Below are 11,964 nucleotides of genomic sequence, written 5' to 3'. Positions count from 1 at the left end.
ACGTTAGGGAGGGTTCCCGCGTGCTGCCGGGAAGGCATACCTGGTCAACGGTGGGGACGGTTCCCACCGGTTGTCGGGAAGCGACACCCGTTCAACGTTCGGGACGGTCCTCACGGGGGATACGGAGTTTGAACTCCCGACCCTCGCCTGAAGGACATCACATGCTCAGGATCGGCAAGCTCACCCCCGCGGACCGTCCCCGCTGGGAAACCCTCTTCCGCGGTCACAACGACTTCTACGGGCGCACCCTCCCGCCCCAGCTGTACGACCGGGCCTGGGACGAGTTCCGGGAGGGTGTTCGTATGCACGCCCTCGGCGCGAAGCTCGACGGCGAGCTGGTCGGCGTCGCGCACTTCCTCATCCACTCGAGCACCACGGCGCTGGACGTGTGCCATCTCCAGGACCTGTTCACCGCGCCGCAGGCCAGGGACGAGGGGGCGGGGCGGGCGCTGATCGAGGCGGTGACCGAGTGGGCGAGCGCCCGCGACTGCAGCCGGGTCTACTGGTCGACCAAGGAGACCGACACCGAGGCCCGGCGGCTCTACGACAAGGTCGCGGTGAACAGGGGTTTCATCCTCTACCAGATCGATCTCCAGCCGGAGGCGGGGCGACCGGGAGTCGCCCCTTGACTCGTCTGGCTCGTCTTTTCGTGCCGCGGATCGCCGGCCTCACGCCGAGCGGCGGTCCGCGCTGTCGGGCTGTTGCCGGTCACGGGCCTGCCGGAGTTCGGCGTTGATGCGCAGGGCCTCGGCGAGCTGGTCTTCCAGGATGATGATGCGGCAGGCGGCCTCCAGGGCGGTGCCCTGGTCGACCAGTTCGCGGGCGCGGCCGGCCAGACGGAGCTGGTAGCGGGAGTAGCGGCGATGGCCGCCCTCGGAGCGCTGCGGCTCGATCAGCCTGGCGGTGCCCAGGCTGCGCAGGAACGCCGGGGTGACGCCGAGCATCTCGGCGGCCCGGCCCATGCTGTAGGCGGGATAGTCCTCGTCGTCGAACCGGCGAGCGGAGACCTCGCCCGGTGTGGCGGGGAGCTCGTCGGCCCTGTCCGCGGTGTCGGCCTTACCGGCCGTTTCAGCCTTATCGGCGGTGTCGCGAAGTCTGGGCTCCGCGCGTACGGCCGACGTCATCGGTGTTCGATCCATACAACCTTCCTGTAACGCCAACAGGGGTCCCGGCGCCATGATGCGCCGGGACCCACGAGGTTCAACACCATCTATCGGCCCTGAGGCCAACCTGTTTCTTCCGCATTGGCCGCCCGCAGGGGGCGGGGATGCGGGGATCGCGTATGCGTGACCGTAGACCACCTTCCAATCTGTGGGACTGCGGTACCCGTGCGGCGAACATCAACCGGCGACGGGCGATCCTGATGGCGTTCAACACTCCTTTCGTTATCTGTCCTCTTCGAGCTCATGCATCACGTGTCGCAGCCGCGCGTCCACGGCCGGAACCCTTCGTCTACCGCTGGTCCCAGCACGTCCGACGCTGGTACTCCTTCGCTGCGGCGGCTGCGTGTCCACGGCCGGGACCCTTCAACTGCTCGGTCCTGGCACGTCCGACGGTGGTACTCGTTACCGCGGTGGCAGCGTGTCCACGGCCGGGACCCTTCTACCGCTCGGTCCTGGCACGTCCGACCTTCTGCCCGTCTTTCTTCGTCGTCCTTCGATGTCCACGCTCGTCCGGGCAGTTCGTCGTGATGCCTACGTCCTGCTCTGCCCTCGTGGAACCGTTCCTTGCGATGTCAGGAACTCTAGCCTCACCCAACGCAAATGTCTACCTCGGCCACTACAGATTTTCGGTTCCATCAAAGCGAGGATTCGTGCCTCCGTGTCGAGAGCAGGGCGAACCCCGCAGGCCCTGACGTCCTCCGGGCCCTGACGGCGATGACCTCTGGACCCCGCACCGGCCGGTCACGAAGGAAACCGGTCCTTCGAGGTCAGCCGTGGAAGAAGTCACCGAGGGCGGCGGCGAGAGCGTCCGGGGCCTCTTCCGCCATGTGGTGGCCGGAGTCGATGCCATGGCCGCGTACGTCGTCGGCCCAGCCCCGCCAGATCTCCAGCGGATCGCCGTACAGGTCTTCGAGGTCGTCGCGCAGCGACCACAGGGCCAGAGCGGGGCAGCGCAGCCGCACACCGGCGGCCCGGTCGGCCTCCTCGTCGCGCAGGTCGACGGTGAGACCGGCCCGGTAGTCCTCCAGCATGGCCCGCACCACGTCGGGATTCCGGGTGGCCGCACGGAACTCGTCGTGGTTCTCCCTGCCCATGCTCTCCGGATCGCCGTGGTACCAGCTGTCGGGGTCGGCGTTGATGACGCGTTCCGGGGTGCCCGGCTGCGCGAAGAAGAACCAGTGCCACCACTGCGTCGCGAACTCCACGGTGATGCGGGACAGGTGCTCGCTGATGGGCAGGCAGTCCAGGAGCGCCACCCGGGACACCGCGTCCTGGTGATCCAGGGCGAGGCGGAACGCGACGGCACCCCCTCGGTCGTGTCCGGCGAGGGCGAACCGGTCATGTCCCAGAGAACGCATCACCGCCACCATGTCGTTCGCGACGGCGCGCTTGGAGTGCCCGGAGTGGTCCGGTGCGGGGGCCGGACCGCGCGAGCGACCGTATCCCCGCAGGTCGGGGCAGACGACCGTGAAACCGCGCTCGACGAGGAGCGGCGCGACACGATGCCAGGTCGCCGAGGTCCGGGGGTGACCGTGCAGCAACAGCACCGGCGGCCCCTCCCCGCCGTACCGGGTGAGAACGGACGCTTCCTCGACCTGGACCGATGTTTCCTCGAAGCCTTCGAACATCGCCCCAGTATTTCCGAGGAGGGCGATCACAACCGTCTCAGGCGATCGGGCCGGGGGAGGCGCCCGGTGTCCAGGGATGATCTCCGCTGCGCCGTCGGCCTCAGGGGAGGTCGCGCGCGGAGATCAGCGGATGTCTCCCTCCCACGTCGGGGCGGACCCGCCGGCGGCGACGCCGAGGCGCGGTGCCTCGACGGTCTCGACCGTCGAGGCACGCCCTCCGGCTTTCTGGGAGATCGGCCGCTCGGGCGCGAGCTGGGCGAGGGCGAGCAGCAGGAGTTCGCCGCTGGAGCAGCCGAGGCGCTCGCCGCGCCCCAGCTCCACGACACGTCGCATGACCTCGTCGGGGGTGAAGCCCATCGCGGCGGCGACGCGTCGGGCGGCTTGCAGGAGTTCGTGGTCTCGGGGCACCATGACGTTGTTCTACCCGCTGCGGCGGTATCTGCCGGGGGCGGTGCCGCACTGGCGTTTGAACGCGTTGGCGAAGGCGAACTCCGAGGTGTAGCCGACCCTGGTCGCGACGGAGTGCAGCGGGGCGTCGGATTCGCGCAGGAGCCGCGCGGCGACGGTCATCCGCCACCAGGTCAGGTAGGTCAGCGGCGGCCGGCCGACCAGGGCGGTGAAGCGGCGGGCGAACGGCGCCCGGGACAGCCCCGCCTCGGCGGCGAGCGTCGCGACGGTCCACGGCCGGGCCGGGTCGCTGTGCATGGCCTGCAGCGCGGCGGTGGTGGCCGGGTCGTTGAGCGCCGCCGCCCAGCCGGTGGTCCCCGGCACCGGCCGCCGGTCGAGCCAGGCCCGCAGGATGTGCAGCAGCAGCGTGTCGAGCAACGCGGGCACGATGGCGTCCGTACCGAGGCGGGGGCCTGCCACCTCGCCCGCGAGCAGGTCGACGGTGGAGCGCAGTTCGGGGTGTCGTCCGAGGTGCGCGGGAAGGTGGATGAGCTCGGGAAGATCGTTCAGCAGCGGGTGGGTGCGGGCCGGGTCGAGGTGATACCCGCCGCAGAGCGTCACGGCGGCCGGAGCGCCGGTGCCGCCGGGGGCGCCTGGGGCGCTGCCGGAGGTGCTGTCGGGGGCGCCGACGGTGTCGGTGACGTAGCGCTGGAGGAGGCGGGGATCGCCCGGGTCGCAGGCGGGCGCGACCGGCGAGGTCGACGGGCTGTCGGCCAGCGTGTGCCCGCGCCCGTGGGGCCGGAACACCACATCCCCGGCGACCAGCTGCACGGCGTCGCCGTCCGGCCCGATGAGCCAGCACGGTCCCTGAAGGATCACCTGCAGGCCGATGGCCCCGGGGATGGGGGCGAACCGCTGCGCCCACGGGGCGTGCCAGGCCACCCGGGCCGAGCGCGGCTGTCCGGTCCGCATGACCGCGATCACGTCGCTGAGCACGTCCATCCGGCGAGGATATCCCCGCGAAGACGATCGATTATGAATAAGGGATCACCGAACATGGTTCGTCTCGTCGGCTGCCCATAGCTTCGACTGTGTGAAAGCCATCCGAATCCATGAGTACGGTGACGCCTCCGTCATCCGCCGCGACGACGTCCCCAGGCCGGTGCCCGGCCCGGGGGAGGTGTTGATCGACGTCGCCGCGACCTCCTTCAACCCGTCCGACATCGGCCTGCGCCGGGGGCTCCTGCGCTCGGTCTTCTCGCTCGACCTGCCGTACACGCTCGGCGGGGACGTCGCCGGTACGGTCGCCGAGGTCGGCGACGGCGTGCGTACCCTCGCCGTCGGCGACCGGGTCGTCGGCAGGGTCGACGGCGGAGGCGCCGCGGCCGAGTACGTCACCGCCGCCGCGGACACCCTGGTCACGCCGCCGACCGGTGTCCCTCTCGCGCACGCCGCCGCCCTCCCCATCGCGGGTCTCACCGCGTGGCAGGCGGTGTTCGAGCACGCGGCCGTCACCTCCGGGCAGCGGGTGCTCGTCAACGGCGCGGGCGGCGGCGTCGGAGGGTTCGCCGTCCAGCTCGCCAAGCACGCCGGGGCGTACGTCATCGCCACGGCCGGTCCTCGCAGCGCGGAGACGGTCCGCCGCCTCGGCGCGGACCGGATCGTCGACTACACGGCCACGCCCGTCGCCGAAGCGCTGGACGAACCGGTGGATGTGGTCCTGCACATCGTCGCGGCCGGCGCGAGGCCACTGGTGCCGCTGGTCCGGCCGGGCGGTCTCGTCGTGTCCGTCACCGTTCCGCTCAGGCTCCCCGCGGACTCCCCGGTGACCGCGACGCACTTCGTGGCCCGCAACGACACGGGCGACCTCGCAGCCCTGGTCAAGCTCGTCGACGCGGGCGTCGTCCGTCTCGACATCTCCGAGACGCGCCCGCTCGCCGACCTGGCCGCGGTGCACCGCGACGCCGAGTCCGGCCGTACCCGCGGCAAGATCATCCTCGTTCCCTGAGGGAATCCCGGTGACCGCGATCACCGGGTCCCGGCCGCCGGCGGGCGAGCCGGGGACTCCGGGCGTATGTCAGGCGCGGTCTCCGAGCCGGAGTCTCAGCCGCCGGCCAGGGTGCGGCCGAGGAGGGGGAGCAGGCGGTCCCAGTGGCGCCGCAGCGCGGCGGGGTCGAAGACATCGGTGTCGGACATGGTGAAGCCGTGGAGGGCACCGGGGTAGACCTCGGTGGTGTAGGTGAGTCCCGCGGCATCCATGGCCTGGTTGAGCTCGCCGATGGCCTCGGGCGACATGTCGGTTTCCGCGAGGCCGAGGTGGACCTGGGCGGTGAGTTCGGGGACGAGGAGGTGCGGGCTGTCGGGCGCGTCGGTCACCAGCGGGCTGGGGTGGAATCCGGCGAAGGCGGCGACCTGGCCGGGGTGGGCCGCCGCGGTGCGCATCGCCAGGACGGCGCCCATGCAGTAGCCGACCACGGCGACCGGTCCGGCACCGACCTCCGGCCGGGTGGTGAGGAACTCGAGGTAGGCGTCGGCGTCGCGCAGGACACATTCGGTGGTGTGCGCCTGGGCGAGAGGCAGCAGCTGGGCGAAGAGCGCGGGCCGGATCTCCTTGCTGATGTGCTCCGGAAGTTCGACCACCGGTGCCGGGCCGTGCCGGTAGTAGAGGTTGGGGACGAGCACGTAGTACCCGTGGTCGGCCAGTTCGCGGGCCATCTCTCTCAGCACGGGCCGCACGCCGAAGATGTCCGTGTACATCAGCACGCCCGGATGCCGTTCGCCGTCGTCGGGGAAGGCGGCCACGGCGTCGGCATGGCCGTCCGCGGTGGGAATCTGCACTGTCACGGTGGGCATGGCGGATCTTCCTTCCTTCGGCTGATGCCGGTGCACGACCTGGTGTCAGGTCTGTCGGGAGGTGAGGTTGACCGGAGATCAATCTAGCGATGATCCGCGATCACCGAGCGAACCGGTATCGACTCCCGAAACCGTACGAAGGGAGCTGTTGTTCATCGGCCCCGGGGGTTTCGGGGCGAGGTCTCCGAACGGCATGACGAGCCGCTTCGTGACCGGGAAACCGATTCGGCGCCTGCGGGTCACCGCCGGAGGGCCGTCGCGGGACGGTGAGCGGGGCCTACCGGGCCCGGAGTTCGAGTGCGTCGTGGACCGCGCCGAGGAGGGTGGCGGCTCTGTGGTCCGGTACGCCTTCCTGGAGACGGTTCATCACGTAACCGAAGGCGAGGCCGTTCGCCGGGTCGGCGAAGCCGAGCGATCCCCCGTAGCCGGGAAACCCGAAGGCGGTCGGGCTGTACCAGAAGGCGTCCGGCGTCGGCAGGCCGAAACCGGTGCCGATCCGGACGGGCACTCGCAGGACCCGGTCGATGCCGGCGACCTGTTCCGCGGTCGCCGCGGCCAGGGTGTCGGGCGTGAGGACACGATGTCCGTCGACCTCGCCGATGAGCGCGGCGTAGAAACGGGCGAGCGAGCGGGCCGTGCAGATGCCGTTGGTCGAGGGCATCTCGGCGGCCTGCTCGGCGGGGTCGTCGTGGTCCGGCAGCGGCGTGATGACGGACATCGCCCGCCTGGTCAGCGACGTGGGGTCCGCGTACGCAGCCATCACCTCGCGTGCGGGCCCGGGAAGGGCGTCCAGGTCGATCCGGGTGAACGCGTCCAGATCGATCGGGTCGGCGACGATCCGGCTGACCCGGTGCGACTCGGTTCCCGGCAGCCCGATCCACAGGTCCAGGCCGAGCGGTGCGGCGATCTCCTCGGCGAGGAACGTGCCGAGGCTGCGGCCGGTCACCCGTCGGACGACCTCCCCGACCAGCCAGCCGTAGGTGTGCGCGTGGTAGCCGTGCGCGGTGCCCGGCTCCCAGGAGGGGCGCTGGGCGGCCAGGGCGGTCACCATCGGGTCCCAGGCGATCGCCTCGGCCGGGGTGATCGGGTGGTCGATCACGGGCAGTCCCGCCTGGTGGGTGAGCAGCCAGCGGACCGGGACGCGCTCCTTGCCGTTCGCCGCGAACTCCGGCCAGTACGCGGCGACGGGTGCGTCGAGGTCCAGTTCGCCCCGCTGGGCGAGCAGGTGCGCGCAGGCGGCGGTGACGCCCTTGGTGGTGGAGAACACGACCTGCACGGTGTCGCGCTCCCAGGGGCGGCCGGTCTTGGGATCGGCGATCCCGCCCCACAGGTCCACGACCTTCCTGCCGTGCAGGTAGACGCCGACCGCGGCGCCCACCTCCTGTCCACCGGCCAGGTTGGCCGCGAACGCCTCGCGTACCCCTTCGAATCCCGGTGCGGTGTTCCCGCCGATTTCGGGCATGCGTCATCGCCTCTCGTCTCGTTTGGGGTGTGTCGCCGGAAAGTGCTACCGGCGCCATTTCTCGATGAGCCAGGCACAGATCTCCGGCTCGGTCATCTCGGGGAACTCTTCGGTGAACGTGACGAGCGCGCGCATCGCCTCGTCCCGATCCAGGCCGCGTGCCGTCGCCGCCCTCAGATACTCCTGGCGTGCCGCTGAGGGGCGGCCTCCGCCCGCGCCGCGGCCCGGCAGGCCGTCACGCCACCGCGTGATCTCCTCCAGCCGGTCGGCCCGCCAGCCGGGAGCCCCGTCGACCTCGACGTCGGGCTCCGGAAAGGGGTGGCTCGAACCGCTCGGATAGCGGGAGCGCCATTTGTGCACCGCGTGTCGGCTCACCCCCAGCGCCTCGCCGATGCCGAGAACGCCGAGGAAGTGCTCGGTCATGGCGCACCAACTTGTCTGTCCGGCCTCCTTTACGGGTCTCATTACTACCACTCGCCGCCTCGCCCGAGGCGAAGCCCCACGTCCACGGGATGCGCCGAACATCGTCTCTAGTAGAGACGATGTTATGGGAGAGCGGTGAACGTCGTCAACGACGAAGACGAGGTTCTTCCTCTCGTGGCGGTCCACCGCGAAGCCGTACTGACGACCACGACGGCGAACCGGCCCGGGGTCGGAAGCCGGGGACCCTCACCTCCGGACGGTGCCGGCCGCCCTCGGAGCCTGTCTCCGAGGGCGGCCGCGGATCAGGACGCGCGCAACGCGGCGATGAACCATTCGAAGTCGGGAACCCTGGGCGGAAACGGCGGCCTGCCGTTCAGCACACCCACGAGCTGCCAGTACCGCTCCACCCGGCGGTCGGTGAACGTCTCCACCTGGTCGGCCAACCGGGCGCGGTCCGCGGCGGGCAGCCCCGGATCCACGATCAGATCCAGGATCGCCCTGCCCTCGGCAGACTCGGGGCCGATGCCGGCGGCCACCGCTCTCCCCGCGTGCTCAAAGACGAGGGCGGGGTCGTACGGCTGCGGCACCTCGTCGCCGGATGCTGTGGCACCGGCCACCGCCATCTGTCGTGCGCGCTCCTGGAAGCCGGCGTCGCCCAGGAGTTCGGCGAGCTCCAGCCACGCCTCGACCTGCTCCGGGGTGGGATCGTCCGGCAGCTCCGCGGGAACCTGGCGCATCGAGGCCGCGATGTGAGCCCCCGGCGCCTGTGGGTCGATGCCGTCGAACGTACGGTCGACGAAGTCGTCGATCATTCGCTGCCGCTCCTGAGCGGACAGGCGGATCAACCTGTGCATGAGTACCATCTCCTCGGTCGTGCGCTCCTGTTGGGTGATCGACCGCAGCACCGCCCGGCGCAACCGCAGGGAGCGGATCTGGGTGTCCACCGCCCGCATGTGCGCCCGCGCGACGTCGGCCACCGTGCACTGCCTGGTCAGGACCTTCTGAACGGTGTCGAGGTCCAGCCCCAGTTCGCGCAGCGTTCGCACCAGGTCAAGCCGGGCCACCGCCTCCATGTCGTACAGACGAAAACCGCCCGCCGACCGGCGCGTCGGCGGGATGACGTCGATGTCGGACCAGAAGCGGATCGTACGCACCGACAGGCCCGTGCAGTCGGCGAGCTGTCCGATGGTGAGCAGTTGGTCGCGGTCGTTCACCACAGCAGCATCAACCCTCCAGTCACTGGAGAGTCAAACCGATTACGGCGGTCCGCCGGACGGCGGAGTGGCGATAGACCATGAGGAGGACGACGCACGCCGTGTCGTTGCCTAGCGTTCCCGTCCTCGCCCCGCCGGTCCAGGTGCGGGCCGGAACGCAAGGGAAGATCTCATGCCGTCGCTCTCCAATCCACTCGGCTTCCGCAGATGGGCCGCAGGGGTGTGCCTCATCGTCGCGCCGCTCATCTACATCGCGGGCGTCGTCGCCGACCCGGCCCTGCGGCAGGGCGGTGACACCACCGGCGTCTACGGCAGGTATCCGGAACAGGTCTCGGTCAGCGCCTCGCTGCTGCACTGGAGTTGGGTGCTGCTGATCCCGGGAATCATCGGGATGATCCACCTCATCCGGCACAGGGGAGTCGTCTTCGGCCATCTCGCCGGTGGTCTCGCGCTCCTCGGCGTGGTGAACTTCTCCGGGCTGATGCTCGGGGACTTCTTCTACTCCCGGCTCGAACGCGCCCTGCCGCCCGCCGAGGGCGCGAAGCTCGCCGAACAGGCGTTCTCCGACCCCGGCGCCACCTTCGGGTTCCAGATCCCGGGATTTCTCGGGCTGCTCGGCCTGTTCCTGCTCGGCCTGGTCCTGGCCTACGCCGGTCACGGGCCGTGGTGGGCCCCTTTCGCGATCATCGTGGGTATCTTCGGTGCCCCGGTCTTCCCGATCGGCACGGCCGTGGGCGGCCTGCTCTACCTGGCCGGTTCCGGCGCGATCGGGCTGCGGATGCTGCGGATGAGCGACGCGGAGTGGGCCGGGCAGGAAACGGCTCAGCCGGTCGCCACCGAGGCGTCCAGCGGAAACCGGGCGACCACCCGGTAACCGCCACCGGGCAGGGGGCCCGCGGACAACTCGCCGCCGTGCATCGCGGTCCGCTCACGCATCCCGATCAGACCGTGCCCACCGGAGTACCGTCCGTCCGAGCGCTGTCCGTCCGAGCGCTGTGCGTTCGAGCGCTGTGCGTCCGAGTCGGGCACGTCGGCCGGGAAAGTGCCGTCGCCCGTGCCGTCGTCGGTGATCTCCAGATCCAGCCCGGTCGGCCCGTGGGCGACGACGACCTCGGCAGCGGCGGCGGGGGAGTGCTTCAGCACGTTCGTCAGAGCCTCCTGGATCACCCGGTAGGCGGAGAGTGCGAGTCCCGGCGGCAGGGGACGCGGCTCGCCGGTGATCCGGAGGCGTACGTCCACCCCGGCCTCCCTGACCTGCGCGACCAGCTCGTCCAGCCGCTCCAGGCTCGGCTGGGAGGCGCCGGGGTTCGGATCGCCGCTCCCGCGGAGCACTCCCAGCATGAGCTGGAGCTCCTCGATCGCCTCGCGACCCGCCTTCTCGACCCCGAGCAGCATGTCACGCTCCCGCCGGTGCTCCTCGCCGAGTCGCATCCGCACCCCGCCCGTGTGCAGGGTCATCACGCTCACGTTGTGCGAGACGACGTCGTGCAGCTCCCTCGCGATCCGGGTCCGCTCCTCCGCCACCGCCTGCCGGGCCCGCTCCTCCCGTTCCACCTCAAGGCGAACGGCGCGTTCCGCCAGCCGCAACGTCCGGTCGATCTGGCGGCGCAACAGGATGCCGCTCCCGTACGCCACCCCGATGAAGACGGCGCTGATCATGAATTCGGCGATGTCGTTGCGCTGGAACGTCTGCAGGCTCGCGTACGCCACCAGTACGCACGCCAGTCCCGCGAGCCCGCGGCGGCTGCGCAGCTCCGCGGCGCTCGCCACGGTGTGGACGAGGATGAGCGTCGAGTAGAAGTGCCAGGCGGCGTAGTAGCCGTCACCCGCCACCGTCCGTATGGTGAGGCCGATCGAGATGAGCGCGATGAGCAGGGTCGTGGGGAACCTGCGCCGGAGCAGCAGTAGCGTCCCGGTGACGACCGCCCCCACCGCCAGCGGCACCGGGTCGCTGATCTGGCCGGGCTGGGAGCCCTGACGGCCGAAGGACTCGGCGAGGCCGGTGATCACCACGGCGAGGGAGAGCAGGAGATCCAGCCAGGTAGGCCGCCAGTCGCCGAGCAGTCTCCTCAGCACGGGCGGTCCTGCTGTCCCGGCCGCACGACCCCGGCCTCGTAGGCGAACACGACGGCCTGGATCCGGTCGCGCAGGCCGAGCTTGTGCAGCACCCGGGCGACGTGGGTTCTGATGGTCGCGTCACCGACCTGGCACTCCCGTGCGATCTCAGGGTTGGACAGTCCTCGGGAGAGCAGGCGCAGCACCTCCAGTTCGCGCGGGGTGAGCGTGGCCAGCTCCGGCGGTGCGACCGGCTCGTGGTGCGCGGCGAACGAGGCGATGACCCGCATGGCGGCCGCCGGGTCGATGAGCGCCTCGCCGGCCGCCGCCACCCGTATCGCCTCGATGAGCTGCTCGGGGGGCGAGGACTTGAGCAGGAAGCCGTTCACTCCGGCGCGGAGCGAGGCATGCAGGTTCTCGTCGGTGTCGAAGGTGGTCAGCATGACGATCCGGGGCGGATGCGGGTCCGCGAGCAGTCGCCGGGCGGCGCTCAGGCCGTCCATTCGGGGCATCGCGATGTCCATCAGCAGCACGTCCGGTCGTAGCCGCCGGGTCACGGAGAGGGCTTCCAGCCCGTCGCCCGCCTCCCCGACGACCTCGATGTCCGTCGCGGCCTCCACGACGAACCGCAGCCCGGTGCGGATCATGGCCTGGTCGTCCGCGATGACCAGCCTGATCCTCGCGAGACCGGTCGTCGTGCCAGACATGCACAGCATGCTACCCAGGCCGTCCACCCCTCCATTTTCGTGCGGGGTACGGGCCGACCGCGTCCGTCGTAC

The 11,964-nt window shown here is 70.7% G+C and carries 13 protein-coding genes; 3 read left to right on the top strand and 10 right to left on the bottom strand.

Annotated elements, in window-relative coordinates; all coding sequences use genetic code 11:
* Window positions 1–161 precede the first annotated feature (161 nt).
* Window positions 162–629: a GNAT family N-acetyltransferase gene (locus ABT352_RS11105; protein WP_350944364.1), complete on the top strand. Its 468-nt coding sequence runs from the start codon at window positions 162–164 to the stop codon at window positions 627–629.
* 39 nt (window positions 630–668) lie between these two features.
* Here the strand turns inward: ABT352_RS11105 and ABT352_RS11100 are convergent, their stop codons facing one another.
* From ABT352_RS11100 to ABT352_RS11085, 4 genes are all read right to left on the bottom strand, one after another.
* Entirely contained in the window at window positions 669–962 is a 294-nt protein-coding gene (locus ABT352_RS11100) for a MerR family transcriptional regulator (protein WP_350944827.1), read from the bottom strand.
* A 968-nt stretch (window positions 963–1,930) separates the two neighbouring features.
* Window positions 1,931–2,791 (bottom strand): alpha/beta fold hydrolase, encoded by an 861-nt coding sequence (locus tag ABT352_RS11095; protein ID WP_350944363.1) that lies wholly within the window; start codon window positions 2,789–2,791, stop codon window positions 1,931–1,933.
* Between the two features lie 123 nt (window positions 2,792–2,914).
* A complete protein-coding gene (locus tag ABT352_RS11090; RefSeq protein WP_350944362.1) occupies window positions 2,915–3,202 on the bottom strand; it encodes a hypothetical protein in 288 nt (95 codons plus the stop codon).
* Window positions 3,203–3,211: 9 nt separating this feature from the next.
* On the bottom strand, window positions 3,212–4,180 hold the full coding sequence (locus tag ABT352_RS11085) for an AraC family transcriptional regulator (protein ID WP_350944361.1): 969 nt from the start codon (window positions 4,178–4,180) through the stop codon (window positions 3,212–3,214).
* Window positions 4,181–4,271: 91 nt separating this feature from the next.
* On the opposite strand from ABT352_RS11085, the gene ABT352_RS11080 reads away from it, so the two are divergent.
* Window positions 4,272–5,186: an NADP-dependent oxidoreductase gene (locus ABT352_RS11080; RefSeq protein WP_350944360.1), complete on the top strand. Its 915-nt coding sequence runs from the start codon at window positions 4,272–4,274 to the stop codon at window positions 5,184–5,186.
* 95 nt (window positions 5,187–5,281) lie between these two features.
* Here ABT352_RS11080 and ABT352_RS11075 read toward each other — a convergent pair whose 3' ends face one another.
* The 4 genes from ABT352_RS11075 to ABT352_RS11060 form a co-directional block, all read right to left on the bottom strand.
* The gene (locus ABT352_RS11075) at window positions 5,282–6,031 is read right to left on the bottom strand and encodes a dienelactone hydrolase family protein (RefSeq protein WP_350944358.1); all 750 of its coding nucleotides are present in this window, start codon (window positions 6,029–6,031) and stop codon (window positions 5,282–5,284) included.
* A gap of 277 nt (window positions 6,032–6,308) precedes the next feature.
* The gene (locus ABT352_RS11070; protein WP_350944356.1) at window positions 6,309–7,493 is read right to left on the bottom strand and encodes a serine hydrolase domain-containing protein; all 1,185 of its coding nucleotides are present in this window, start codon (window positions 7,491–7,493) and stop codon (window positions 6,309–6,311) included.
* Window positions 7,494–7,538: 45 nt separating this feature from the next.
* A complete protein-coding gene (locus ABT352_RS11065; RefSeq protein ID WP_350944354.1) occupies window positions 7,539–7,916 on the bottom strand; it encodes a hypothetical protein in 378 nt (125 codons plus the stop codon).
* A 302-nt stretch (window positions 7,917–8,218) separates the two neighbouring features.
* Complete coding sequence (locus tag ABT352_RS11060) at window positions 8,219–9,130, bottom strand: helix-turn-helix domain-containing protein (RefSeq protein ID WP_350944353.1); 912 nt, start codon at window positions 9,128–9,130, stop codon at window positions 8,219–8,221.
* 172 nt (window positions 9,131–9,302) lie between these two features.
* Here ABT352_RS11060 and ABT352_RS11055 point away from each other — a divergent pair, with 172 nt between their 5' ends.
* Entirely contained in the window at window positions 9,303–10,004 is a 702-nt protein-coding gene (locus ABT352_RS11055) for a hypothetical protein (protein WP_350944351.1), read from the top strand.
* Here the strand turns inward: ABT352_RS11055 and ABT352_RS11050 are convergent.
* Together ABT352_RS11050 and ABT352_RS11045 are read right to left on the bottom strand one after the other, a co-directional pair.
* Window positions 9,953–11,206: a sensor histidine kinase gene (locus ABT352_RS11050; RefSeq protein ID WP_350944350.1), complete on the bottom strand. Its 1,254-nt coding sequence runs from the start codon at window positions 11,204–11,206 to the stop codon at window positions 9,953–9,955. The genes ABT352_RS11055 and ABT352_RS11050 overlap by 52 nt on opposite strands.
* Complete coding sequence (locus ABT352_RS11045) at window positions 11,200–11,892, bottom strand: response regulator (protein WP_350944349.1); 693 nt, start codon at window positions 11,890–11,892, stop codon at window positions 11,200–11,202. Before ABT352_RS11045 ends, ABT352_RS11050 begins: the two co-directional genes overlap by 7 nt.
* Window positions 11,893–11,964: the final 72 nt, after the last annotated feature.

Source organism: Streptosporangium sp. NPDC000563, assembly GCF_040299985.1.
Classification (GTDB): Bacteria; Actinomycetota; Actinomycetes; order Streptosporangiales; family Streptosporangiaceae; genus Streptosporangium.
Note: the sequence above shows the minus strand (reverse complement) of the source record. Positions and strands in the feature narration are given on the sequence as shown.

Bases quoted from the DNA above. Each gene is read 5' to 3' on its own strand.
- ABT352_RS11075 (WP_350944358.1), bottom strand. From the start codon at position 6,031: ATGCCCACCGTGACAGTGCAGATTCCCACCGCGGACGGCCATGCCGAC.
- ABT352_RS11045 (WP_350944349.1), bottom strand. From the start codon at position 11,892: ATGTCTGGCACGACGACCGGTCTCGCGAGGATCAGGCTGGTCATCGCG.
- ABT352_RS11095 (WP_350944363.1), bottom strand. From the start codon at position 2,791: ATGTTCGAAGGCTTCGAGGAAACATCGGTCCAGGTCGAGGAAGCGTCC.
- ABT352_RS11100 (WP_350944827.1), bottom strand. From the start codon at position 962: ATGGGCCGGGCCGCCGAGATGCTCGGCGTCACCCCGGCGTTCCTGCGC.
- ABT352_RS11070 (WP_350944356.1), bottom strand. From the start codon at position 7,493: ATGCCCGAAATCGGCGGGAACACCGCACCGGGATTCGAAGGGGTACGC.
- ABT352_RS11090 (WP_350944362.1), bottom strand. From the start codon at position 3,202: ATGGTGCCCCGAGACCACGAACTCCTGCAAGCCGCCCGACGCGTCGCC.
- ABT352_RS11085 (WP_350944361.1), bottom strand. From the start codon at position 4,180: ATGGACGTGCTCAGCGACGTGATCGCGGTCATGCGGACCGGACAGCCG.
- ABT352_RS11055 (WP_350944351.1), top strand. From the start codon at position 9,303: ATGCCGTCGCTCTCCAATCCACTCGGCTTCCGCAGATGGGCCGCAGGG.
- ABT352_RS11065 (WP_350944354.1), bottom strand. From the start codon at position 7,916: ATGACCGAGCACTTCCTCGGCGTTCTCGGCATCGGCGAGGCGCTGGGG.
- ABT352_RS11105 (WP_350944364.1), top strand. From the start codon at position 162: ATGCTCAGGATCGGCAAGCTCACCCCCGCGGACCGTCCCCGCTGGGAA.